At 67.7% G+C, this 24782-nt stretch carries 17 protein-coding genes and 2 tRNA genes; 7 read left to right on the top strand and 12 right to left on the bottom strand.

What is annotated here, in order from left to right; all coding sequences use genetic code 11:
* The first annotated feature begins 179 nt into the window (after positions 1 to 179).
* The 5 genes from O7612_RS29205 to O7612_RS29185 all read left to right on the top strand — a co-directional run bounded on the left by O7612_RS29205 (position 180) and on the right by O7612_RS29185 (position 5919).
* Positions 180 to 983: an ABC transporter ATP-binding protein gene (locus tag O7612_RS29205; protein ID WP_282274095.1), complete on the top strand. Its 804-nt coding sequence runs from the start codon at positions 180 to 182 to the stop codon at positions 981 to 983.
* Positions 984 to 986: 3 nt separating this feature from the next.
* Positions 987 to 3497, top strand: a complete 2511-nt coding sequence (locus O7612_RS29200) for an FtsX-like permease family protein (protein WP_282269177.1) — start codon at positions 987 to 989, stop codon at positions 3495 to 3497.
* 490 nt (positions 3498 to 3987) lie between these two features.
* Positions 3988 to 4200, top strand: coding sequence for a hypothetical protein (locus tag O7612_RS29195; RefSeq protein WP_282269176.1), 213 nt, complete (start codon positions 3988 to 3990; stop codon positions 4198 to 4200).
* A 285-nt stretch (positions 4201 to 4485) separates the two neighbouring features.
* On the top strand, positions 4486 to 5592 hold the full coding sequence (locus tag O7612_RS29190) for a sporulation protein (RefSeq protein ID WP_282274094.1): 1107 nt from the start codon (positions 4486 to 4488) through the stop codon (positions 5590 to 5592).
* A gap of 105 nt (positions 5593 to 5697) precedes the next feature.
* Positions 5698 to 5919 (top strand): hypothetical protein, encoded by a 222-nt coding sequence (locus O7612_RS29185; protein WP_282269175.1) that lies wholly within the window; start codon positions 5698 to 5700, stop codon positions 5917 to 5919.
* Positions 5920 to 6219: 300 nt separating this feature from the next.
* On the opposite strand, the gene O7612_RS29180 is transcribed toward O7612_RS29185, so the two are convergent.
* From O7612_RS29180 to O7612_RS29150, 7 genes are all read right to left on the bottom strand, one after another.
* On the bottom strand, positions 6220 to 7380 hold the full coding sequence (locus tag O7612_RS29180; protein ID WP_282269174.1) for an MFS transporter: 1161 nt from the start codon (positions 7378 to 7380) through the stop codon (positions 6220 to 6222).
* The gene (locus O7612_RS29175) at positions 7377 to 8879 is read right to left on the bottom strand and encodes a condensation domain-containing protein (protein WP_282269173.1); all 1503 of its coding nucleotides are present in this window, start codon (positions 8877 to 8879) and stop codon (positions 7377 to 7379) included. The genes O7612_RS29180 and O7612_RS29175 overlap by 4 nt, the downstream gene beginning before the upstream one ends.
* Positions 8876 to 10387: an amino acid adenylation domain-containing protein gene (locus tag O7612_RS29170; RefSeq protein WP_282269172.1), complete on the bottom strand. Its 1512-nt coding sequence runs from the start codon at positions 10385 to 10387 to the stop codon at positions 8876 to 8878. Before O7612_RS29170 ends, O7612_RS29175 begins: the two co-directional genes overlap by 4 nt.
* Positions 10384 to 10617, bottom strand: a complete 234-nt coding sequence (locus tag O7612_RS29165; protein ID WP_282269171.1) for a phosphopantetheine-binding protein — start codon at positions 10615 to 10617, stop codon at positions 10384 to 10386. Before O7612_RS29165 ends, O7612_RS29170 begins: the two co-directional genes overlap by 4 nt.
* A gap of 36 nt (positions 10618 to 10653) precedes the next feature.
* A complete protein-coding gene (locus O7612_RS29160; RefSeq protein WP_282269169.1) occupies positions 10654 to 12012 on the bottom strand; it encodes a hypothetical protein in 1359 nt (452 codons plus the stop codon).
* 1138 nt (positions 12013 to 13150) lie between these two features.
* Positions 13151 to 13816 (bottom strand): hypothetical protein, encoded by a 666-nt coding sequence (locus O7612_RS29155; RefSeq protein WP_282269167.1) that lies wholly within the window; start codon positions 13814 to 13816, stop codon positions 13151 to 13153.
* A gap of 1269 nt (positions 13817 to 15085) precedes the next feature.
* Positions 15086 to 15844: an ATP-binding cassette domain-containing protein gene (locus O7612_RS29150; protein WP_282269165.1), complete on the bottom strand. Its 759-nt coding sequence runs from the start codon at positions 15842 to 15844 to the stop codon at positions 15086 to 15088.
* 1393 nt (positions 15845 to 17237) lie between these two features.
* Here O7612_RS29150 and O7612_RS29145 point away from each other — a divergent pair.
* Positions 17238 to 18476: an IS701 family transposase gene (locus O7612_RS29145; protein ID WP_282274093.1), complete on the top strand. Its 1239-nt coding sequence runs from the start codon at positions 17238 to 17240 to the stop codon at positions 18474 to 18476.
* 1127 nt (positions 18477 to 19603) lie between these two features.
* Here the strand turns inward: O7612_RS29145 and O7612_RS29140 are convergent.
* From O7612_RS29140 to O7612_RS29125, 4 genes are all read right to left on the bottom strand, one after another.
* Positions 19604 to 20320, bottom strand: coding sequence for a creatininase family protein (locus O7612_RS29140; RefSeq protein WP_282269163.1), 717 nt, complete (start codon positions 20318 to 20320; stop codon positions 19604 to 19606).
* Positions 20321 to 20322: 2 nt separating this feature from the next.
* Positions 20323 to 21630 (bottom strand): helix-turn-helix transcriptional regulator, encoded by a 1308-nt coding sequence (locus O7612_RS29135; RefSeq protein ID WP_282269161.1) that lies wholly within the window; start codon positions 21628 to 21630, stop codon positions 20323 to 20325.
* 292 nt (positions 21631 to 21922) lie between these two features.
* Positions 21923 to 21995 (bottom strand) — tRNA-Arg (locus tag O7612_RS29130).
* 35 nt (positions 21996 to 22030) lie between these two features.
* Positions 22031 to 22121 (bottom strand) — tRNA-Ser (locus O7612_RS29125).
* A gap of 1098 nt (positions 22122 to 23219) precedes the next feature.
* Here O7612_RS29125 and O7612_RS29120 point away from each other — a divergent pair.
* A complete protein-coding gene (locus tag O7612_RS29120; protein WP_282269159.1) occupies positions 23220 to 23936 on the top strand; it encodes a hypothetical protein in 717 nt (238 codons plus the stop codon).
* Here O7612_RS29120 and O7612_RS29115 read toward each other — a convergent pair.
* A complete protein-coding gene (locus O7612_RS29115; protein ID WP_282269157.1) occupies positions 23897 to 24670 on the bottom strand; it encodes a CPBP family intramembrane glutamic endopeptidase in 774 nt (257 codons plus the stop codon). The two genes, O7612_RS29120 and O7612_RS29115, sit on opposite strands and share 40 nt — an antisense overlap.
* Between the last annotated feature and the right edge of the window lie 112 nt (positions 24671 to 24782).

The following is a 24782-nucleotide window of genomic DNA, read 5'->3' as shown; positions in this document are numbered from 1 at the left end:
CACCGCTGCGCGCGGCTCGCCCGCCCACCCACCCTGCCCGCAACGACCTGACGACCGGGCCGGGGTCCGGACGGTACAGCCAGCGCTACCGCGATCGGCCCGCCACCTGGATTGTTGTCGGCGACTCCCAAAAATATGGTTTCTTCGCGGAGGAAATCAACGAAAATGGGAGTCCGGCGATGTCGGTGAATAGTGCACGACTCGATGTCGTGTCGACGGTGGACACAGAGACGCCGGTGGCGGCGGTGCGGGTCCAGCAACTGCGCAAGGTATATGGCGGTGACCGGCAGGCGGTAACCGCGCTCGCCGGTGTCGACGCGGCCTTTCAGCGGGGGACATTCACCGCGGTAATGGGGCCGTCCGGCTCGGGCAAGAGCACGTTGCTGCAGACCGCAGCGGGGCTGGACCGCCCGACCAGTGGCCTGGTGTGGGTCGGCGACACGGAACTGTCGCGGCTTTCCGAAACGAAGCTGACCAAGCTGCGGCGGTCGGAGATCGGGTTCGTCTTCCAGGCGTTCAACCTCGTCGGGGCGTTGACGGTGCAGGAGAACATCACGCTGCCGTTGCGGTTGTCCGGAAAACGGGCGGACCCCCTCTGGATACAGCAGATCATCGACCGGGTCGGGCTCACCGAGCGGCTGTCCCACCGCCCCTCGGAACTGTCCGGCGGGCAGCAGCAACGCGTCGCGATCGCCCGGGCACTGGCCACCCGGCCCGAGGTCATCTTCTGTGACGAACCGACCGGCGCGCTGGACACCCAGACCGCCGGTGAGGTGCTGGCCCTGCTGCGCTCGGTGGTGGACGAGGCCGGACAGACGGTCATCATGGTGACGCACGACCCGGTGGCGGCGTCCTACGCCGACCGGGTGATGGTGCTGGCCGACGGGCGCATCGTGCACGACATGCCGCAGCCGGGCGCGGCGCGGATCGCCGAGCACCTCGCGACGCTCGGGCGTCGTCCGCAGCTGACGCAGGAGGGCTGACCCGTGCTGAAACTGGCCGGACAGATGCTGCGTCACCGCAAGGGCAGCGCGGTCGCCACCCTCCTGGCGATGACCGCCGGAGTGCTGATCCTGATGTCGCTGGGCGTCCTCGTGGAGTCCGGCCTGCGCTTCACCGCCGCCCCACAGCGGTACGCGGCCGCCGATGTCGTCGTCGCCAACCGCGACATCACGCTCACCTCCACCACGCTGGGCGACCAGGAGACGACCACCGTCGTGCTGCCCGAGGGCGGTACCGTCCCGGCGGAGATGGTCGACCGGATCCGGCAACTGCCGGGGGTGGCCACCGTCGTCGCCGACCGGACGGTGCCGGCGATCCTGCCGAACGGCGCCGCCACCGGTCACGGGTGGAGCAGCACCGCCGTCACCCCGTACCGGCTGACCACCGGAGTCCGACCCACCCGCGACACCGAGGTCGCGCTGGACGAACGTCTGGCCGCTTCGGTGGCTCCCGGCGACGAGGTGCCGGTCCTGGTGAACGGCAGCGCACGGACGTACCGGGTCAGCGGTCTCGTCCGCCACGCGGGCACCCGGCCCGACCCGCACGCACCGCCCGCGGTGTTCTTCACCGACGCGCACGCGGTGGTCCTGCACCCACGGCTGGGCCGGGTCGACGCGGTGGCCGTCCTGGCCGAACCCGGTGCCGCCAGGACCGTGGTGGCCGACGTGCGCCGACTGGCCGCCGAGGCCGGCGTCAAGGCCTACGCCGGCGACGAGCGGGGGCTGCTGGAACAGTCCGCGGACCAGGCGGCCTCCCTCCTGCTGGTGCAGTTGGGCAGTGTGTTCGGCGGCTACGTGGCGCTGCTGGTCATGTTCGTGGTGGCCGGCACCATCGGTCTCGCGGTCCGGCACCGCCGCCGTGACCTCGCCCTGCTGCGCGCCGTCGCCGCCACCCCCGGCCAGGTCGCCCGCCTGGTCCTCGCCGAGGTGGGGCTGCTCAGCCTGCTGTCGGTGGTCATCGGGGTGCCCGCCGGGTGGCTCACCAGCCGATGGCTGCACCAGGAACTGGTGGACCGCGCGTTCATCCCGGACACCTTCCCGGTTCGCGGTGGCGGCTGGGCGGCGGTAGCGGTGGCGGTCGCGACGGTCACGGTGGCGGCCGGTGCCGCGTTGATCGCAGCCCGCCGGACGGTGCGGATCCGCCCGACGGAGGCGCTCGGTGAGATCGCCGTGGAATCCGGCCGTAACGGCCCCCTCCGCCTGATCTCCGGCTTCGTCGCCCTGGCCGGTGGCGTCATCCTGATCGCCCTCACCGGCGCGGCGAAGGGGACCGCCGCCCTCGGGCCCGCGATGGGTCTGCTGTGCCTGTTCGTCCTCGCGGTCGCCCTGCTCGGGCCGTGGATCAACCGGACGGCCGCCCGACTGCTCGCCCCGGTGCTGGGGCGGGTGTGGGGCGACAGCGGCTACCTCGCCGCGGCTAATCTGCGCGCCAACGCCCAGGGCATGGTCACGGTGCTGACCGCACTGGTGCTGTCCGTCGGCTTCGGTGGCTCGGTCTGGTTCCTCCAGGACAACCTGGACAAGCAGATCGTCGCCGAGAACCGTGGTGGGATGCTGGCCCAGCAGACCGTGGTGTCCGCCACCGGACTGCCCGACACCATGCTGGCGCAGATCCGCGACATTCCCGGGGTGCTCGCGGCCACCGGCGTACGGAACACCTCGATCATCCCGGACGGAGCCGCCGAGGGCGCGGACGCGCAGGCGATCGACCCGGAGGGCGTCGACCTCACCATGGATCTCAAGGTCCGCAGCGGGAGCCTGGCCGACCTGCGCGGGTCGGCCATGGCGGCGTCGACCCTGCAGGCCGAGTCGAACGGCTGGCGGGTGGGCGACCAGGTCACGGTGCGGCTCGGCGACGGCACACCCGCCGATCTGCGCGTCGTGGCGATCTACGACCGGGGCTTCGCGTTCGGCGATGTCACCGTCGTCAAGGACGTCGTCGCCGGGCACACCGCCGTCGCCGGCTACGAGCGGATCCTGGTACGCAGCGAGCCCGGTGAGGACGTCTCCGCCGCGCTGGGCGAGGTCGTCGGCCGGTACCCCGGCAGCTCGGTGACCAGCACGGCCGACGTCAGCGGTCAGCTCGCCGACGACCTCGCGTTGAGCGCCTGGCTCAACAAGCTCCTGATCGGCATCATGGTCGGCTACGCCGCTCTCGCCGCGGCGAACACCATGGTCATGGCCGCCCTCGCCCGGGGCCGCGAGCTGGCCCTGCTGCGCCTGGTCGGGGTCACCGGCAAGCAGGTCAAACGGATGGTCCACGCGGAACAGACCGGTCTGCTCGGCGTCTCGCTGCTCATCGGCGGAGCCATCGCCGCCGTCACCCTGATGTCGATCGTGCACACGCTCACCGGCCAGCTGGTGCCCTACGTACCACCGCTGGGCTGGGTGTCCATCATCGGCGGCACGACGCTGCTGGCGCTGTTCACCACGATCCTGCCGGTCGCCCGACTGCTCCGCGTCCCGCCGGTCGCCGGTATCGGCATCAAGGAGTAGCCGGCCACGGACAGCCGGTTCCGTGGACCGGCGGAACACCCCCGACGGGCGGGCCCGCAGGACGGGTCCGCCCGTCGACGTACCCCGGAAAGGGCCGACACCGATCCCGGCCGTCGGTTCGGCGGACGACGCCCGCCGCCGCGGAACCAGACGCGGTCAGCCGCGCCCCGTGTGGCGGCGCGGTGCCGTCGTACGAACCGCAGTGGCCGTGGGCGGGCGGTACAGCCTGCTGTACCGCAGCTCGTCGTGCTGGCGGGATCGTCTCCGACCCGCGATCCTTCTAGCGTGGGACCACTGCCGCCACCGCGAACAGGGCGCCCGTCCGCCATGGTCGGCGCACCGTCGACGGGGCAGCACCGGGCGGGAATCCGTCGCCGTCAGCGGACGGTGCCGCACGTCATGGGTGCCGGTGTGTCCCCGGACCGGTGCGGCGGGCGAGTCGCTGCGGCACGGTACGGCCGCTACGCCAGACAGGGAGGCGATTCCAGCAATGACGAGTGACCGGACGACGGGCCGCCGGGGGTGGCTCGTCGCTGCCATGGTCGTCCTCGCGGCGGCCGTCACGATGGAGGAACTGCTGCGCTCCGGCACGCTGGCCGAGGGCCTACTGGACCACTGGTGGGGTCACGTCGGCAGCACCGCACTGCTGATCGGCGGTGTGGGAGCCGCGTCGTACTTCCTGCATCGCGCGTACCGCAACTGATCCACCCACGAACCAGGAATGCCGTGACCGGACCCCGCACACCCGGGTCCTCGCGGACGGTGCCGGTGGGAGTCCCTGACCGGCTCGACCCTCCTACCCGCCGGTAGTCGTGCGGACGCGCTCAGCTACCTCTCAGGTGGCGTTGGTAATTTTCCGGCGCAACGGCCTCCATCATGGATGGCGTTGATCTCGTTGCGCCACAGGGCTTCCCGGTGGAATCTTCCTCGGATTGCGGTGTCGCGCGACTGTTGTTCGTCAAGGGAGACGCGCGGAGTGTTCAAGAAGATGCTGGGCGCGTTCGGGGTGGGTGGCCCGAGCGTCGACACGGTCCTGTCCAATCCGAACACCCGTCCGGGTTTGCTGCTCGACGGGCAGGTGAACCTGACCGGCGGCAGCCACGACGTGGACATCGACCACATCACCGTCGGCCTGGTCACCCGGGTGGAGATGGAGGGCGTCGAGGAGGAGTACGACGCGTTCGTGGAGTTCCACCGCGTGCAGGTCGCCGGTGGCCTGCACCTGCGGGAGGGGCAGCGGTTGTCCCTGCCGTTCCAGGTGGCGGTGCCGTGGGAGACGCCGGTGACCGACCTGTACGGGCAGCACCTGCACGGCATGACGATGGGCCTGCGCACCGAGGTGGCCGTTCGCGGTGCGGTCGACAAGGGCGACCTCGACCCGGTGTACGTGCACCCGCTGCCGGCGCAGGAGCGCATCCTGGAGGCGTTCGGTCGGCTCGGCTTTCCGTTCAAGGGTGCCGACCTCGAACGCGGTCACCTCTCCGGGCTGCACCAGACGCTGCCGTTCTACCAGGAGATCGAGTACTACGCCGCCCCGCAGTACGCCCACGCCGTCAACGAGGTCGAGTTGACCTTCGTGACCAGCGGGCACGGCGTGGACGTGGTGCTGGAATTCGACAAGCGTGGTGGTCTGTTCACCGGTGGCCACGACTCGTACGGGCGTCACCACGTCGCCCACGGGGATGCCGAGCACGGTGACTGGACCGCGCAGGTCGACGGCTGGATCCGCCAGGCCCTCGACGGCCGCCAGGGCCTGCACGGCGGGCAGGGCCACGCGGTGCCCACCCAGGGTTACGGCACCCCCGGATATCCCCCGCCACCCCCGCCGCCCGGCTACGGCCAGCCCGCCTACGGCACCCCTGGTTACGGTCAGCCCGGCTACGGTCAGCCCTTGTACGGGCACCCGGGCTACGGGCACGTCGGGCACGGTTATCCGGGCGACCACCACGAGGAGCACCACGAGCGGCACGGCCCCGGCATGGGCGGTGTCGCCGCCGGTGTGGTCGGTGGTGCCGCGCTCGGGTTCGCCGGCGGGATGGTCGCCGACGAGGTCTTCGGCGACGACGAGGACGAGGGCGGCGACGACGAGGGCTGAGCCCATCGTCTATCCACTGTGGGCGTCGATGGAGTTCCATGATCCAGTCTGCTAGTTTTGACCGCATTCGATCGGAAAGTCCGATCGGGTCCTGAAGGAGGGTTTATGCCCGTCACCGCCGACCTCACCAAGCTGGTCGACAAGGCCTACCAGGACAAGGCGCTCACCGAGCTCGTCGACGCCCCGGTGTCCGCCCTCGCCGGGGTCAGTGACGGTGATGCCAAGCTGCTCAAGCAGGCCTTCGGCATCACCACCGTCGGCGACCTCGGCCGGAACCCCTACTTCCGTACCGCCAGCGCCCTGGTCGCCCTCACCGACGGCAAGTAACACCCGGCGGATGCCCGGTGGCCCGAGTTTGCTCCGGGCCGCCGGGCATCCGCCCGCGCCCTACCGGATGATCTCCAGCAGGGCGTTTTGCCTGTTCACTGCTGCGTGCTCAGCCTGGTCCGGCAGCGTCCGGCCCACTCCGGACGCCCACCGGCCCAGCAGGGACACACCGCCAAGCCGAAGTCGATCATGCTTCCACCCAGCGCGACGGAGCCGACCGATCGGATATCGGGTGGACCCACAACGGGCGTTCACGGATCCGGCACCGCGTCGATGTGGCGTTCGCAGTTGGGTGGCTCGCTAGAGAAGTTCCCGGACCTTCGCGTGGCCGACCGGACTCACCGCCGTCGCCGATGCGGCGATCAGCAGCGCCAACGCGCCCGGTACGAGCATGGCGGTCCGGAGACCGGAAAGGTGGGACAGGCCGCCGATGGCGGCGGGACCGATCAGCAGGCCGATGTGCCCGGTGGCGGTGACCCTGGCGATCATGTGGTTGCCGTGGCGGCCGGCGGCCCCGTAGCAGGCCGGCGCCACGATACACATGCCCAGCCCGAACAGGGCGAACCCGGCGATGGCGGCGGGGAGCGTCCGCATCGACACTCCCAGCGCGAGAGCGGCTCCGGCAAGGAGTGATCCGATCCGCACGGCCCGCACGGCGCCGATCGCGTCGATGACGCGGTCGCCGAACAGGCGGCCGATCGCCATGGTGACAGAGAACGCCCCGTACCCCGCCCCGACCAGCGCGGCCGGTGCGGCCAGCGCGTCGTGCAGGTAGATGGCGCTCCAGTCGTCGATCGCCGCCTCGGCGACGTAGAAGCAGAACGCCATGGCGGCCAGCAGCATTGCCGGCCGTGACCGGACCGGTCGGATCGCGCCGACGGCAGGCTCGGGAGCACGGCGCGGAACGGGGATACGGCTGTCCCGTACCGAAATGCTGACCGCCAGGCACAATACTGTCAGCGCGGCGAACTGTGTCGTCGCCGTCCGACCCGTCGTGGCCGCGAGTCCGCCGGTGACCGCGCCGACGAGCCCGCCACTGCTGTACAGGGCATGCATGCGGGACATCACCGACCGGTCGAGAAGCCGCTCGACGTCGGCTGCCATGCTGTTCGCCGCAGTGTTCAGTGTGACCGCCGCGGCTCCGAAGAGGACGAGGAGTCCGCCGAACGCGGTGAGCGTACCGGCGATCGGCAGCAGCAGCATCGCCACCGGTGTGCCCACCACGCTGAGCCTTGCGACGCGTCCGGCGCCGTAGCGCGCGACGGCAGCACCCGCGGGTCCGGCGAGGCCCACAGCGCCGACGGTCGCCCCGATCAGGGCCAGGCCGAACGCGCCGTCGGTGGCGTGCAGCCCATGCTTCAGATCGGGAATACGGGTGGCGAAGCTGCCCATGAGCAGCCCGTTGAGTCCGAAGAGAGCCGCTGTGGCGAGCACGCCGTGGTTCCTGACCGGACGGCTCATCGGGGTGCCACCCCCGTCGCGACGACTCCCGGATCCGCCGCCGCCTGGCGCAGGTACCGGTCGAGGTTGGTCCGGAACGCGGTCAGCAGCTGGGCGGCCTCGGCCTCGCCGACCCAGCCTTCCCCGTAGGTGAGGACCGCGGTGTCGGCGGTATCGGAGTATCCGGTGCCCGCCGGCCACACTTCGGTCATGCTCCGGTTGGCCAGGCCCGGATAGTGCGCCCGGATGAGGCGAGCCCGTACCCGGGGAAGCTCCAGCCGCGGCGCCGGATTGTTCTGCACCGCGAAGACGTGCTGGTAGACGTGCCTGGCGGCGCGGACCGCACGGACCACCTCCTCGAATTCCAGGTCCAGACCGCCCAGCGCTCCGGTCCAGGCGACGGCGGTTGCGGTGAGGTCCGCATCGGCGTCGGGACGGATCGGCAGCAGGATCCGCACCGGCAGCATCTCCACGAAGTTGCCGATCACCGTGTCGAGTCCCGCGGCGGCCCGGCGGTTGACCGGCACCGCGAAGGCGACGTCCCGCACACCCGTGAGGGTGTGCACGGCGCGGGCATAGGCGGCGGCCATGGCGGCGAAGGAGGTCGGGACGGGTGCCAGTCCGGTGGAGAGCACGCGCGGCGCTGCGGGCTCCCGCCCGGACACCCGTCGGACGGCACCGGGTAGGTGCAGTTCGACGACGCCGGACAGGGCGGCACGGACCCGGGCCCGCTGCTGGTCGAGGTCTGCGGCGGCGCGCTGTCCACGGTAGGACGCGCTTGCCGTGCGGGCGTCCGGTGCGGCCGGCCAGTCGACCGCCCGTCCGGTCAGCCGGGCTCGGTAGGCCCGGGACAGATCGGCGGCGAGAACGCTCTCGCTGTAGCCGTCGAAGGCCACATGGTGTGCGACGACGCCGAGAACGACGCCGGTCGGCGTACCGATGATCACTGAGCGGAAGACGTCGCCGGCCGTGGGGTGGAGCGGGACGCCGAGCATCTGCCGGCACCGGGCCAGCGCCTGCTCCAGGGTGTCCGCGGCTGTCCGGGCCGGGACGGACGGTGGCCGGGCGAGCTCCGCCCCGCCGCGCAGGCTGTAGGAGGACCGTAGCGACTCGTGCCGCTCCTGCAGGTCGATGAGGGCTCCGGCGAGCAGGTCCACCTCGACCGGGCCGTCGAGGGCCCACAGAAGGAGGCAGTTGCCGGCGACGTCGGACGGGGAGATCAGCTGGCGGAGGAGACATCCTCGCGCCAGTGAGGTCAGGGGTATGCCGCCTCGCGCAGGGGTGCTTCGTCCGGGTGTGCCGCCGTTGCGGTAACGGGTGGCGAGGGCGGTCGTGGTCGTGGCCGTCATCGCGTCCGCCAGCGAGACCGTGACCCCGGTCCTCCGCTCGAGCTCGCGACACAGTTCGAGCCGTTCCAGAGAGGTCAGACCGATCCGCTCCAGCGACCCGTCGACGGGCGTCGTGCCGTTCAGTACGGCGTCGGCGACGATCCGTACCCGGTTCGTGGACGTGTCCGTCATCGCCGTGGCACCGCGAGAAGCGGGGCCGCCGCCGCGGCGAGCCGGTTCCGTACCAGCTCGACCAGTGCGGGTCGGTCCGTCTTGCCGGCGGCGTTCCGGGGCAGCCGGTCGATCACGAGGTAGCGGTCGGGGCACAGGGCGGCCGGCAGGGCCGTCGCCGCGGCCTCGCGCAGTGACCGGATCTCGTCCGGGTCCAGTGACCCGGTCGTGGTGGTGACGCATGCGGTCAGGAAGCTCGCCGGGCCGACCTGGCCGAGGCACACCGCGACATCGGTGACCCGTCCGGTACGGCGCAGCACCTCCTCGACCTCCCCCGGCTCCACCCGGAAGCCGCGAACCTTCAGTTGGTGGTCGATGCGGCCGAGGTGCTCGAAGGCGCCGTCGGGCAGTTGCCGGCCGAGGTCGCCGGTCCGGTACGCGGGCGCGTCACCCCACCGGACGAAACGGTCGGTGGTCAGGTCGGGCCGGTTCAGGTAGCCGGCACCCACCGTCTCGCCGGTGACCCAGATCTCGCCGGCCTGCCCGGGCGGCACGGGTTGCCGGTCCGGACCCATGACCACGACACCGGCCCGCGCGAGGGGACGCCCGATGGGGGACCGGACACCGGCGTCGAGGTCGGCGGTGGTGATCTCCTTCGCGGTGGCGAAGACGGTCGTCTCGGTGGGTCCGTACATGTTCACCACCGTCGGTACGGTGCCTCGGGCGATGCGGTGCAGCGCCGCCACGAGGTCGAGGCGTACCGCCTCGCCGACCGAGCACAGGTACCGCAGACGCGTCGGCCACCGTTGCTGCCGTGCCAGAGCCGGCAGCAGGTACTGCAACGCCGACGGGACCTGGGACACGACGGTGATGCCCTCGTCGACGAGCAGCCGAGCGAACACCGCCGGGTTGCGCAGCGCCCGCTCCGGCACCATCACGGCGGTTCCGCCGGTGGCCAGAGCGCCCCACAGCTCCCATACCGAGGCGTCGAAGGCGAGCGAGTGGAAGACCGTCCACCGGTCGTCCGCCGTCAGGGCGAACAGCGGGACGGTCTCGTCGAGGAACGCCACGACGTTGCGGTGGGTGATCATGCAGCCCTTCGGCCGGCCGGTGGAGCCGGAGGTGTAGGCGACATAGGCCAGGTCGTCCGGTAGCGCCGCGGGACACGGTGCCGCGGTCCCGGTCACGACCGGCGGGCCGGCCGGACCGGAACCACCGACGATCAGTCCGAGACCGGCGTCGGCCGCCATGAACGTGATCCGGTCGGTCGGATAGGACGGGTCCAGGGCCACGTAGCCCGCTCCGGTCCGCAGCACACCGATGATGGCGGCGACCGTCCGCGCGTCGCGACCCAGGCGGACGCCGACGAGGTGGCCCGGGGCGGCGCCGCGACGTCTGAGGTCGCGGGCTGTGTCCTCGCTGAGTCGCCGCAGCTCCGCATAGGTCGTGCTGCCGGTCTCGTCCACCACGGCGGCCCGGCTCGGGTGCCGTCGTGCGACACCGTCGAACAGCTCCGGCAGGCCCGTCACCGGACGGTCTCCGGGGTGTCCTCCAGCACCGCCGCCAGCGCGGCCGGGGTGGGGTGGTCGAAGACCTGCTCCGGTTCGATGGTCAGCCCGGCTTCCGCGGCCTGGATGACCATCTCGATCAGGAGCAGGGAGTAGCCCCCGTTGTCGAAGAAGTCGTCGTCGGGTCCGATCGGTGTGGCCAGCAGGCCACTCCAGATGTCGCGGAGCAGGCTGACGGTGTCCGATGGCATGCGTGCCTCCATGGGATGAGTGCTGGCGATGAACTGCTAGGCGGCGGTCAGGGCGGCTATCCCGGTCACCGGCAGGGGACTGGTCGCACCGGCGAGCAGCAGGGCTTCGATGCCGCGGAGGAGCTGTTCACTGCGCACCGCGGAGAAGAGGTGGGAGTCCGTCACGAGCAGCATGTCGTAGGCGGTGCCGGCCGAGGTGATCCGGACGTAGAACTGCATGTCGTTGTCGTGGAGGCCGTCCAGCCGCAACAGGACACCGCGGGCATCGGTCCGGCGGCATCGTCGAGGTGCCGGTTCGACCGGCCGCCCGTCCGGATGCATCGTGCGGGCATCGTTGAAGTACGCGGTGATCCGACAGGCCTGACCCGACTGCGCCTCGACGCGGTCACGGAGCCGGTCGAGCTCCGCAGGCGGGTAGCGGGAGTGGCAGCAGGCGACGGTCGCCGACCGGTACGCCAGCCGGACCGTGTCGTCGAAGTTCGTGTCCCCCACGGGCACCACCGCGAGCGCGTCCTGGGCCAGCGCCGCAGCGAGTGAGCGGTACCGGACGGTGAACCGGTTCGACGCGATGATGTTGACAGGTACCTGCCGTTCGCCGCAGGCGGTGGCAAGCACGGCGGAAGCGGCCGCGAGGAGGACCGCCGCGGTCGTCGTTCTGCACCGGTCGGCGATCGTCCGTGCAGCTGGGACGATGCCCGCCGACCGTAGAGTGTGCACATGGAAGCGCGGCACGGCCTGCGATCCCGTGCAGGAGGCGAAGATGGACGGGACCGCCGCCCGCAGGCACCGCTCGAGGTGTTGCAGGGTGCCGCGCCCGACGCCGGCGCGTTCCGTGCGTACGTGAGCGAGCGGCGTGTACCGTTCCGGCCTCGGTCGACGACGCCCGCCCATGCTGTCGAGCACGTCGGCAAGTAGCCGGTCGGTCGCCCAGCCGTCCAGGGCGACGTGCGAGGCCACCAACACGACACCGACGACGAGGTGCCGCTCGACGAGGAGGCAGAATCGGACCGGCCAATCCCGCACCAGGTCCAGTCGGCGGGCGGCCATCTCGTCCGCGGTGCGGAGCGCCGTTTGTCGAGCCCGGTAGCGGTGGACCTCGATGACGGCGATCTCGTGGGTTCCGGTGCCGACGACGTGCTGACGCGGCCCGTCCGTACCGGCGACGAAGTGCGTACGCAGTGTCTGCCTGTTCTCGATCAGGAAACGAAGCGCCTTCACCGCACGGGCCGTCGGCACCGGACGCGGCAGCAGACGCCACCGCGGCATGTTGAACCGCTCAGCCGCACCGCCGAACCGTTCGACGGCCCGCCACATGACCATCTGTGCCCAGGTCAGGCTCTCCACGCTCGCGCCGCAACCATCGAACGTCATGGTGATTGTTGATGTGTTGCCCACCGCTCACCCTCCTGTCCACCTGAATCCGCCACGGAATGAGCCGGCAGCCGGCTGTATGCGCGTCAGCGCCCGGAATCGGGTTGCTCAAAGGCTGCCTTCCGAACGTGCATCGACCAATCCAGCCTGCTGGTCAGTGCGGGTAGGGCAGGCGAGTGCATGGTCTTCCACCGGGTGCCATTGACAGCGAGGCACCTTTCGGTATAGGTCGCACGCCATCCGACGGTTGATCCGATCACCACCCGGCGGAATCCCGTGCACCGAACGATCGTCAGGAGCCTCGGCCGCAAAGCCTCCTGAGGCCACTCGTGCCGTGCAGACCGATCCGCCTGAACAAGTCAAAGCGGGCATGCCTGACTGCCCGGCCTCGCGGGCGCCGAAAACCTCATCCGCCCTGTACGCGGTCATCTCGATCACCGACGCGCGGGCCTGATCCGAAGGCCGGTTCAGGGACTGGATCTCCACAGCCCGGTCATCCCGGATTCCCGGCCGGCGAACGCCATCGTCTGGCGATGCGCGCTCAGCGGCGTGCGCCTCCGAGCAACCAACCGACCACCAGGGACAGAAAGGCAAAGGTGCCTGACAGGGGTATCAACAGCTCAGACCCCCTGATGATCTTGTGCGCCCGAAAGGAGCCGACCCCTCAGCCTTGTGAACTGGAGTGCGTAGTACTCCAGGTAGAGCCATCCCTTTAGAACTTCATCAAATTCGATCCTACAATCTGCCCGGATCCGAGACAGTTCGGCCGGATAGCCGCAGTTCCACGCCCCCTGCCGGACCACGAGCCGTGTAGCGCTACGTCGCACGACCGGGGCAGGTACCCGACTTCGGCGTCGGTCCGAGGGGTCCATGCAAGTTCCCTGACGACCGAGCACCCTGGAGCAGCCAGGTAGATCCGGCCCGTCTGATCAAATATCTCGCTAGACGACACCAAGCTTCCCGCGACACGACCGGCCGGAAGCCAGATTCCGGTGACATGTCCTGACGTCCCAGCCTGTCTTCGTTAAGTCGCCATACTTGGCGGTGCCACTACGAAGTGAGCCAGGCAAAACTGAGCTCCGTCTTCCCTCCTAGGAGTATTCGTACTGGCTGCTCGCGAGGCAGGTCACAAGGGAATAAAATCAGCCCACCACGGCCCATGTCAGGTCACCGAATCGCCTACGCCGCCTTTAAGGCGGAATGCGCTATATGTTCGCCAAGGTGAGAGCATGTACGCCACGAGTCCACCCACAAAGAGAATGGCTGCAATGATTAAACTCGGTAGGTGGCTAACTGGATGCGCGCTAAATTCCCACCAACGATAGTCCTGGCCCCGCCGGTCATGCCCCCAGTAGAGCAATACGCACATGATTGCTGACGGAAGAATCCAAGAATAACTCCAACCTAGCACCCGTCCGGAGAGGAGTGCTAGTCCGAACCAGGCTACCAGTGCTCGGGCAACCAACGGTCCCACGCCCATCCCCAGCTCAATTATTGCACCGGCGAGCATGCACGCACTTGAGATTGCGAAGGCGCCTCCTAATACATAGTTGCGGATCCGGTAAAAAGGCGTGCCAGCGGCCGCTTCAAGCGCCTGAAGTGGGCTCGCGAGGGTAAGGGTAGGCAGCACGGCGGAACCGACGGCAAGCAGACGCCAAATCGGAACTTGTGAACCGCCGGAGGAGGCGGCAGATGGGGTAGATGCCTCTAGCGATCCCCATGCTCCTACGGAAGCTCCGATGATGACCATAGCGGCTATCAGCCATTGCCACTTACGCGCAACTAGATAGATGCCGATTACCTGCAATCGCAGCTTGGTTTCAAGCACCGCGACAGTGTGCTTTCTTCTCGTCGGCGACGGTCTGAATCACCCAAGCAGCCTGGTCTCGCTCAGACTTGTGCTGAGCCGCTTGGCGACCAACGGACCACGCTGCTTGAAGTTCACTCGGAGCATTCGTGCTGTAATCCTGCGTCCCGCCACCGGCTAGCCGCCACTCCAACCACGCATGAAGCTGATCCCATCGATTCTCAGTATCTGCCCGAGACCGAAAGTCGCAGTCAGAGAAAGTTGTCTTAAGGATCGCCGCTGCTATCCCGCGAGCTAGCGCCCATCTACTCCCTGCAGATATATCAAACTCGGGGGGAAATACTCCCGGTAGCTCGACCTCAACGTCTTCGTTAATCCATTTTGTGGATCCGGAGAGGGAATAGTCTACGACAAGTTCCGGCGTCGGTAACTGGACGGGAAGCGCTACCAGTCGGCGATCCAAATCTCGAACCATGGGTGCATATTTTTCATGCTCTGGCCAAAGGCAGTATTCCATTACGCCCTGAATGCAAAACGGTCTAGCGACGGGTGCGCGGTGGGTTATCACGCTCGTTTCCAAGAAAGAGGCAACAGTGCCGACAAGAGCTACCAGCGCCACAGCCAACCATCGCCCGAACGATCTGCGCCGATCAACCTTCGAGGGGATCGCGCAGACTATCCCGGCGAACAGAACAACGACCGCAAATCGCATCCCGGCGGAACTGAGTTTAACCTCGACCCAGGGTGGCCCTGACATAACTGCGGACTTGGCCATGCCGGCAAGAAAGGAAGTCCCGATGAACCAGCTCAAGGTTGCGCAGATAGCAGCTAAAAGAGGCGCAAGCAGCCTACCCAACAACCAACCCCATGCTGTCCCGAAGACGATCATCGAAGCGCCGAGAAGGACGTACTGAAAGTAGGACCCAACACCGGGCGAAAATAGTGTTGCCGCACTGGCTGCGAATCCAACGAGGGTGACCACCAGGTATGAAAAAATTATCCAACAGAGCGCTGCAGAAAACCGCGTAGCCTCAACGAAAATTGGACGAATGGCAGCGCCGAGTGCCTGGCGATGCATGCCCCGGGTTTCCACCCTGGCGGCGACTGTTGCGGCAGTCCCAGCAGCAAAAACACTAATAAAAACAGCGCTGACTTGGACCGCAGCTCCGGACTCAGGCCAGATCCCCATCCAGAATCGACTACGACCAAAAAGGGTGACGACTCCTACAATAATCAAAGGTAATACTGCAATACGTGCGACACTGATCCGCATATGAAGCCATAGCGCATTCATCGGTTACTGCCCTCCTGAGGCAGCAGGCTCATGTAAGCCCGCTCCAGGGGCGTGTATCCCGGAATGGACGGGTCGTCAAGGGCTTTAAGATCCTCAGTAAGACCCTCGAAACAAATTCGACCTTCGTGCATAATGACAACGCGATCGCATATAGCATCGACGTCATCGATTAGGTGAGTGCTGAGCAATACAGTAGTGTCGTCAAGCCCGACGATGATATCCCGGAACCGTAGGCGTTGCTGCGGATCGAGGCCCACGGTAGGTTCGTCGAGAACTACAAAATCCGGCTTCCCAACAATGGCCCATGCAATAGCCGCCCGCTGTCGCATTCCACCGGATAATCTACCCATCTTGCTTGCGGCCTCGTCGGCTAGTCCAACGTACTCGAGCGCGATCGTCGAGGCTTCTGCCCACTCGCGTGTAGGTAGGCCACGAATCCACGCTCCATACTGGACAAAATCTCGCACCCGCATCCCAGGCTCATAACCAAATTGCTGCGGAAGGAACCCGATCCGCCTTCTCGCAAGTCTTGCGTCAGCCTCTGACACCACAACTCGGCCGTCGATCGTCAGCTGCCCCTGACGGGGAGGAAGCACAGTCGCGAGCGTCTGCAGGAGTGTCGTCTTTCCTGCACCATTGGGGCCGAGGAGGGCTGTAACTCCCGGCTGGAGTTCGAGATCGAGAGCCCGAAAGACGATACGACTTCCGTAACCTTGGCCAAGCTGTTTGGCGGAGATCAAAGGTGAACCCTTCATACGTGCATTTGTGTTGGTGAGGTGTAACACTGACGACCGGAACCGCCTCAGCGATTCCGGTCGGTCCGCTTCGGGCGACGCGGGCGTTAGGTTGCTCTTAGGCTAGCTCAATGCTACCTGTAGCGGGTAACAACCACCCAGACACTGTTCAGGCAGTCGTCGCCGTCGTAACTTGCGGTGCTACCCGCATTTCGGTGCTTCTCCAGGGATTGATCGCCAGACCAGGAGCAGTCAGCTTCAGATTCGTAGGAGCCGGTTTCGCTAGCGCCGCCGCTTCCGCATTCCTGGTTCCAGTCGGTGTTCCAGTAGATGCCATAGCAGTTGTGCACCTTGTTGCCAATTGTCGCCGCCATGGCGGGGGCAGCCAAAACTCCGCCTGCGCCGCCCAATAATACGAGTACCAGCGCGGTTTGCGCGAATCTAGCTACTGTACTTCGCTTTAACAAATTTATCCTCCATTAACTATGAGATGGTTAGCCGTCTCCACTTGCCGCCCGAAGCGTCCCCGGAGAACTTGAGTTCAATGTTGATGAACTCAACGCCTTCTACTGTCAGCGATCGATACGCTATCATAGTGATCGGGTTTGCGCGACAATGACGCAAAAAGTGGCTATCTGTTGACTAAATTAATAACTTTCATTACATCGAACCTAATCGGTTGCGGTCGATCCGGGTTGGTTGGTAATGTGTGCCGGCCGGCTTCTGTCCGGACGACCACGAGCAACTCGGCGCTGATAGTAGGGGAGGATGCCGCGATCGGCTGCAGGACGCGCGGCCACTGCTCTGGGCTATCGGTGACGAGGTTGGTGATCAGGCTCATGCCGGTGTACCGCGCGCCAAAGACACCGAATCCGGTGCTGCGCCACCGGCTCATCCGCGACTCCACCCTCCCGTCCAATCACGAGACGCGCGCGCATGGTAGCGACGAGCGACGGATGCAGGGAGGGTCTGCTGCGCATCTGACGGGTCCACCGTGGCGGTCTGCCACCGCTGCTGCTGAGGCACCCCCGCAGGTATCGGACTTCGACCGTAGCACCCAACTGGCACGCCTGCGTCAGAGCCTCGACGGCGCCATACGGTTTGCACCAGCGACTGCCTCAACGCCTGCGACTACGCCAACGTCATTTACCCATCCGTCGCCGGGCGCCGCGCTGGCAGCCGGCCCGTCTGGCTCGGACTCTCCAAACACACTCGCCATCACGCCCGACCGCCGCGCCTGGCCGACTAGTACTCCAGCAGGAGATCCGTTCTGACCTGCCGCGGCGGTTTGGTTTTGTCTGTGGACATGGAGCAGCCACCGCTGAGTCTCGTGGTTGTGTGGACCAAAGATACGGCGGTGGCTGCCGCCTACAGAGTAGACGCCCAGCGATGGTCTGGGCTGTTCGACGAGCTGATGGACGTGATCGGATCGCGGTTCGGGCGGCCTGAGCCCCGCCGTCGGGTGCGGGACTTCATGGCTGGGCTGCTGGCGCCGTTGCCGTCCAAGAACTGCTGGACGATCGCGGAACACGCCGGTGACGACGGCCCGTCAGGGATGCAGGACCTGATTGGTCGGGCACGATGGGACGACGCGCAGGTCCGCGCCGACGTGCGGGATTTCGTCGCGGCCAAGCTGGGACACCCGGACGGGGTGCTGGTCATCGACGAGACCGGGGACCTGAAGAAGGGCGTGCACACCGTCGGAGTGCAACGGCAGTACTCCGGCACCGCTGGGAAGATCGAGAACTGTCAGCTCGCGGTGCACCTGTCCTATGCCTCACCGGCCGGGCACACCCTGCTCGACGTCGCCCTCTACCTCCCGAAATCCTGGACCGACGATCCCGCGCGACGGGCGGAGGCCGGGGTGCCCGAGACGATCGGGTTCGCCACGAAACCCCAGCTGGCACGACGGCTGATCGACACCGCGGTGACCGGTGGGCTGCCGTGTCGGTGGGTCGCCGGCGACGAGGCCTACGGCGGTGACCCGCACCTGGCCGCGGCCCTGCGCGACCATCAACTCGGTTACGTACTCGCGGTCGCCTGCTCGCACCGGGTCCCGACCGGACTGGGCATCCTGCGAACGGACCAGATCGCCGCCGGTCTGCCGGCCCGGGCGTGGCAACGGATCTCCGCCGGCAAAGGCGCGAAAGGGCACCGCTACTACGACTGGGCGTTCGTCAGCCTGCCCTTGGCTGCCGACGAACACGCCGGTCACCACTGGCTGCTGATCCGCCGCAACCGCACGACCGGTGAGCTGGCGTTCTACCGCTGCTGGTCACCCGAATCGGTTCCGCTACACCACTTGGTCGCCGTCGCTGGCCGGCGGTGGAGCATCGAGGAATCGTTCCAGGCCACCAAGACCGGCCTCGGCCTTGACCAGCACCAACACCGCCGCTGGCGGGCCTGGCACCGCTGGACCACCCTCGTCATCGCCGCACACGCGTTCCTCGCCGCCGCCGCAACGGCCAACACCACCAGCCCGGACGGCCTGATCCCGATCACTGTCAACGAAGTCCGACGGCTGTTCCACGCCCTGGTCATCGAACCCGCCCGACGCATCGGCGACGTCATCGCCTGGTCGGTCTTCCGACGCCAACACCAAGCCGAAGCCAAGATCAGCCACTACGCCCGACAAGCCCTCACCGAACCCTGAAACGGATCTCCTGCTGGAGTATTAGACAGCTGGGGGATGAGAATTCCGCCAGTGAAATTGGGGACCTGCAACACAATGGAGCCGGCACAGAGCAATACCTCTTGCAGGTCTGGTGGCAGGGGACGCTAGATGACGACGACGAGCTCTAACGGATTCCCGTAACTTGGCAGTCTGGCTATATGCATGATGCTTTAGTGCAGTTGATCTCGGGTTTGAACTAGCCTAGTTCTTTGGGCTCGGCTCGCCACCGAGCGGGGCGATGACACGTGATCGCTCAAGACCGGTCGGGCTGACAGTGGTCCCAACCTCGCCCTCTGGGTGCTCCTGGAAATCCAGCTTAACGGCCACCATCGCCTACTACGCCTCCGGCGTCGACTATGGACTTGCCGGGCGACAGCGACTATCGCCGCGCCGCCAGCGCATCAGATCGGCGATCTTCAACGAAAGCTGCGAATAGCGTCAGAATTGTCAGAGCAAGCATCGCGGCAACTCCAAAATAGAAGCCCCAGCTAACGTCTAGGTCAAGGCCGCTGACGTGATAGATGTACAAACGATTATAGGGGATATCGCCGATTTGGCTTGCTCCTGCGGCTCGCCCCTCCCATTGACGTCCACCTAGTTCGAGGTTCGGAATACTCTGCCAGTACCAGATTGCTATAGCCATTCCTCCGGCGGCCATTGAGCATGGAAACCAGCGCAGGTGGCGTGCGAGGATCCCCCTGCGGGATGATCTGATAATCAGCAGCCACGAAAGAGCACCGGCAGCGGATATTGCAATGGCAGCGCCCCACCAGAATGCGCTACTCCAAGCCATAGCCGACCGACTCTGACGACCCTGCGTTCCGTTGGCAAACTCAAGCCATTCAGTCCGATACCAGGGAAAGAAGCTAGATAGGAGAACTGCACAGCCGGCCACTGCTACAACATAGTCAACACCACGCCAGTGACGCACGAAACCCAACACCGATCGAACTCCCTATCGACTACAAGTGGCTTGACGGGCAACCAAATAGCTCGCGAAAGATATTGCAGGGCCGTCGAAACTGCCCGGGAAGTCCAGATCTGTGTATTGAACTGGAACGCGAACGCTGAGAACACTGTGACATCCCCTCCTAGGGGTCGTGGATTCAGTAGTCGGTTCCGTCCCGGATTATTGCGAGAGTGCTCGCGAAGGAGCCAACCATGCTATTCAGGAGGGCTTTTCCTTTGCTTGCGGTGGCAAGGGATGGTTCGCCGATGACTCCGGTGTCGGTGTAGGCGCGCATGCCCAGAACGAGTAGGTCCGGACGCTCCGCACGGTGATCTGCGGTCCGATAGCTGTCGCCTACGACCTCGGGGCACAGGTGCAGTAGGAGGGAGGTTTCGATCTCCCCGGCGTGCATGTCGTCGTGGCTGCTACTGGCTAGTCCGGCCTTCCGGCGGGCGGTCTCCCAGTCTTCCCGTCTCGGGAACAACGCCATGCGGCGTCCCTCGAGGTTGGCTTCCTGTACGACGTTGGCCAGGATGTAGTTCCCGCCGTGGCCGTTGACCACGACCAGTCGGTCGATTCCCGAGCCGCGCAAGGATGCGGCGACGTCGGTGATGATGTGGGCCAGGGTGGATGAGCGGATGCTCACCGAGCCGGGCCAGCCGGTGTGTTCCTGCGAGCAGCTGATGGTCACGGGCGGTAGGAGCATCAGGTCGTAGGCGGTTGCTGCGGCCTTCGCGATGGCGCAGGCGATGATCGTGTCCGTCAGCAGGGGCAGGTGATCGCCGTGCTGCTCGAAACTGCCCACCGGCAGCACCGCGACATCCGCGTGGCGGTTGGCCTCGTCCGTGGTCGTGGCGGTGGTGATCAAGTCCATGATCACAGTTTGACCGTGGAAGCGACGAGGGAGAAGGCGCTGTTGAACTTGAGCGCCTCGTCGGACGCCGTTTGTCCAGCGAGGCGCACATGTAGCTGATGCAGCGGGCGCATCGCGCGGGCGGAGTTCGTGGTGGCGGTCAGAGTGAGTGCGTGACTTCCCTCGGTGCTCGCCTCGGTCAGTTGGCCGGCGGCGGCGTAGGCCAAGGCGAGCCAGGCACGTGTCAGTGCCTCGTCTTGGCGGTAGTCGGTGGGCCACCCCTCCAGGATTTCCTTGAGCGTCCGCGCTGCCGGACCGACCAGGCCGAGGCGTAGCAGACAGTAGCCCTCGTAGGCTCGAAGATAGGCGAGGGTGCAGTGACGGCCAATGGTGTCCGGATCGTCCTCACCAACCTCTGCCGCACGGCCGACCAGCCGGTGAGCGGCGTTAAGCGCAGCCAGTGAGCGGGTCTGATCGCCTTGAAGTGCGTGTCCTTGGGCTTGGCGGATCAGACACAGCGCCCGGTCGCGATCCGTGAGCGGCATGAGGGACTCGGCAGTGGCGGCGAGCGCTGCGGCCTGATCTCCGTCGAGACGATCCGCAGCCTGCTGTGCCTGCCTCATCAACACATACGCGGCCATCCGCTTGTCCGCGGCCCTGTGCGCCAATCCGAGAGCTCGATCGAGCCAGTGCGTCGCGGCCGTGGCGTTCCCGAGGTTGTCAGCGGCCCATGAACCGAACTCCGCCCACCTGGCCTCCACCGCCAAGAGGCGAGGCTTGACGTCTTCGGTCGCGTCGTGCCGGTACCGGCGAATGACAGACGACTCCCGACAGACGATGTCGTAGATCTGCCGAGGCCCGAACATGTTGTGGGAGACCGACAGGAGCCGGAGCATCTCGATCCAGTGCAGGGCCAACACCGGATCCACACCAGCCGGGGCAAGTCCTGAGCCGGGCGATGCGTCAGCACGTGACTTCTGGCCTGTGCTGGTCGCACTCCCACCGGATGCTGGCCCCTGGACACGGGCGACCTCACCCCACCGTGCACGTTGCTCAGCCTCGGCCTTCTCCTCGTCATGACGCTGCTTGAGCCGCCGGTACTCGTCGTAGCCGGCAAGCAACTCACCACCGGCGCGCAGCGCTTCATCACAACGCTGCCAGAACACCCGATCCACCATCTGACTGCCGCACTCGACCCCGGCAACGGTGCTTCGAGTGCTGTGCACCCGCGCCGCCACATCCGCCTGGGTCACACCCAGCGCACGACGACGTTCCGCAAGCCTCACACCGAGGGCCCGCTTCACCTCTCGGACCTGCTGCGGATCGATCACAACCCGACCCCCACGACGTACGCCGTCAGCACGAAAGACAATTTGACGCAGAGCGAAGCCACCGTAACCGAACTCCACCCCACCAGGCGAGTCTTCACCGTTGCCCATTCACCCCACCACACAGGCTCACCTACACGAACGCGCCCGCACCCGACGGGACGTCACCGGACAGGGCTGGACGTGAGGGATGCTCGTCGCACGAGCACCCACCGAGCACCCAACCGACCACAAGGGACGGAAAAGCAGAGAGGCCTGACCGCCGTTTCGGCAGGTCAGACCCCTCATGATCTTGTGCGCCCGAAGGGACTCGAACCCCTAACCTTCTGATCCGTAGTCAGATGCTCTATCCATTGAGCTACGGGCGCTTGCTGCTCGACCAGTCTACACAACCGGTTTTGCGCGGAGACTCCGGGATTCGAACCCGGGAGGGGCTTTAAAACCCCAACCGCATTAGCAGTGCGGCGCCATAGACCAGACTAGGCGAAGTCTCCCCGGTGACCCTGCGGACCACCGCGGACGAGGATACAGGTCCGCCCCCACCCGGGGCAAAGCGACTGTCGGTGCGGGCACGGACCGCTGGTGAGAGCCCGACTGGCGTGTCCGGTGACTGCCTGGACCACGTGTCTCTTCCACCGTGTGCGGGGTCACGTTCGCGACTAGGCTGCATCGGCATGCAGGAGCAGCCGCCGACCGACCAGCCCACCGGTGACCGGACGCGTCGCCGCTCCCCGGAAACGACCTTCACCCCGCCGCTGACCCCGCCGCGCCAGCAGCAACCCGCGGACGGCGACGCGAAGGCCCGGCCGAGGCGGATCCGCCCGGCGAAGGCGGCACCGGCCGTCCTGTTCCAGTCGCCCGTGGCGGAGCCGGTCGAGGCTCGCCCGCCGGCCGTCACCCGACCGCGCGGCGCGGGCGACGACACCGAGCCGACCGCCGTGACAGGCGACCCGTCGACCGCCCCGGCGCACTCAGAGACGGGCGGTGTGCCCCCGCAGGGTGGCAGCGCGAACCCCAGGAAGTCGACCCCTCGGCGGGCCACCCGCAGCCGGGCGGCGAGTGAGAATGCGGGTAACGCAGCCCCAGCCCTGCCCGACGGGCAGGCACCGTCCGGCCAGGCCAGCTCCGAGCCCACTGAACCCGGCACCCGCAGCACCCCGGAAGGCGTCACCACGCCGCCCCGCAAGCGAACGGCCCGAAAGGCGACGCCGACGGACGACAGCCGCCAGACCGCCCGTAAGGCTGCGGCACGCAAGCGGGCGACCCCGACCAAACCGGTCCCGCCGGCACCTACCGCCTCGCCGGTAGCGGTCCACAGCGACGCGACCGCGCCGACGGCGACGCCGAGCAGACCCACTCCCGCCGCGTCGAGCACACTCGCCGAAACCGCCACCCCCATGAAACCGGCCACCCCTGCCGAGCCCGTCGGCCCTCCCGGACCAGCCGCCCGCGCCAAGTCCCCCGAACCCGCCGCGCCTGCCGCTCCAGAACCTGCCGCCGTAGCGGTCGAACCCGCCGTAGCGGTCGAACCCATCGCAGCGGTCGAGCCCATCGGGGCACCGTCGACGGCCGCAGCGACCGGCGTGACCGGCGTGACCGGGACCGGCGGCGCGGAGTCGGGGCGTACCACGGTGGGGGAGCTGGCGGCGCTCCGGACCCGGCTGCTGGCGCACCCGGGGTTCGCACCGGAACTGCTGGCCATGGCCGCGGTCGAGGGGATCGGGCCGCACGCCCGGGAGTGGGCGCGCGGGCTGCGTGAGGCGTACCCGGACGCCGGCCCGGACGGGTTGGCCCGGCTCGCCACCCGGCGGTTCGTGCGGCTGGCGGGGGTGGGCGGGGCCGCGGCGGCGGGGGCCGGGGTGTTCGCGCCGCTGGCCGAGCTGGCGGTGGTGCTCTGGACGCAGTCGGCGCTGGTCCTGCACCTGGCTGCGGCGTACGGCCGGGATCCGGTTCATCCGGACCGGGCGGTGGAGGTGCTGGTGCTGACCCAGGTGCACCCGGACGCGGACAGCGCGCGTGCCGGGCTGGACGCGGCGCGGGCGGCGGACGGGCCGGGGGAGGGGCCGTGGCCGCGCGTGGTGGAGGCGGCCTGGCGGCTGGCGACGCCGCTGGCCGCGCAGGCCGGTGGTTGGGCCGCGCTACGCCTGGTGGCCCGGGTGCTGCCGGGGGCGGCGGTGCTGGCCGCGGCGGCGGGTGACACGGCGGCGGCCGAACGGCTCGCGGCCCGGACGGTGGCCGGCTACCGGTGGGGCGGGGCCGACGGCGGCGGTCAGAGCCAGTCGAACCACTCCCGGGGCAGCGCCGAGTAGCCGACGAAGGCGACCACGTCGAGCAGGGTGTGCGCCACGACCAGCGGCATCACCCGTCGGGTACGCAGGTAGAACAGGCTGAACACCACGCCCATCACGGCGTTGCCGACGAACGCGCCGAAGCCCTGGTAGAGGTGGTAGGAGCCGCGGAGCAGCGCGCTGGCCGCGATGACCGCACCGAGCCGCCACTGGAGCTGGCGCAGCCGGGTGACCAGGTAACCGACCACGATCACCTCCTCCAGCACGGCGTTCTGCACGGCGGCGAGGATCAGCACCGGCACCGCCCACCACAGCGGCGGCAGGCCCGCCGGCACCAGGGTGGCATTGAGGCCGAGCTGGGCCGCCGCCCAGAACAGGGCCAGGCCCGGCAGGCCGATCAGCGCGGCCAGCCCGGCGCCCCGGGCCAGGTCGGACCCGGGTCGCCGCAGGTCGACCCCGAGGGTCCGCGCCGGGTCGCCGGGATTCCGCGCCAGCAGGTGTACGGCGAGCAGCACCGGCAGCAACGCGAAGACGATGCCGAGCAACTGGTACGTCAGGTCGAGCCAGGGGCGGGCGGACTGCGAGGTGTTGAGCGAGGCGGTCTGCTTCGACAGCGGCCCGTCGGCGGTCAGCTTCGCGGTCAGCGACACCACGGCGTAGACGGCCGACTGCCCGAGCGACAGGCCGAGCACCAGCAGGGTTTCGGTGCCGAGGACCCGCCGGGACGCCGGACTGGGGGTCTGCTCAACGGTCACCGCACCACTGTGCCCGACGGCCTGGCCCGCCGGCACCGCCCGGTGGACCAAATGAGTCGATCGCACATTCTGTGCGACCGGTGGACACGCTCCGTGGACATTCTATGCGTGC

This window comes from Micromonospora sp. WMMD987, assembly GCF_029581435.1.
GTDB lineage: Bacteria > Actinomycetota > Actinomycetes > Mycobacteriales > Micromonosporaceae > Micromonospora > Micromonospora rifamycinica.
Note: the sequence above shows the minus strand (reverse complement) of the source record. Positions and strands in the feature narration are given on the sequence as shown.

Excerpts from the sequence above, each read along its gene's own strand:
- O7612_RS29140 (WP_282269163.1), bottom strand. The coding sequence starts at position 20,320 with ATGGACTTGATCACCACCGCCACGACCACGGACGAGGCCAACCGCCAC.
- O7612_RS29165 (WP_282269171.1), bottom strand. The coding sequence starts at position 10,617 with ATGCCATCGGACACCGTCAGCCTGCTCCGCGACATCTGGAGTGGCCTG.
- O7612_RS29180 (WP_282269174.1), bottom strand. The coding sequence starts at position 7,380 with ATGAGCCGTCCGGTCAGGAACCACGGCGTGCTCGCCACAGCGGCTCTC.
- O7612_RS29150 (WP_282269165.1), bottom strand. The coding sequence starts at position 15,844 with ATGAAGGGTTCACCTTTGATCTCCGCCAAACAGCTTGGCCAAGGTTAC.
- O7612_RS29145 (WP_282274093.1), top strand. The coding sequence starts at position 17,238 with ATGGACGTGATCGGATCGCGGTTCGGGCGGCCTGAGCCCCGCCGTCGG.
- O7612_RS29190 (WP_282274094.1), top strand. The coding sequence starts at position 4,486 with ATGCTGGGCGCGTTCGGGGTGGGTGGCCCGAGCGTCGACACGGTCCTG.
- O7612_RS29175 (WP_282269173.1), bottom strand. The coding sequence starts at position 8,879 with ATGACGGACACGTCCACGAACCGGGTACGGATCGTCGCCGACGCCGTA.
- O7612_RS29185 (WP_282269175.1), top strand. The coding sequence starts at position 5,698 with ATGCCCGTCACCGCCGACCTCACCAAGCTGGTCGACAAGGCCTACCAG.
- O7612_RS29195 (WP_282269176.1), top strand. The coding sequence starts at position 3,988 with ATGACGAGTGACCGGACGACGGGCCGCCGGGGGTGGCTCGTCGCTGCC.
- O7612_RS29205 (WP_282274095.1), top strand. The coding sequence starts at position 180 with ATGTCGGTGAATAGTGCACGACTCGATGTCGTGTCGACGGTGGACACA.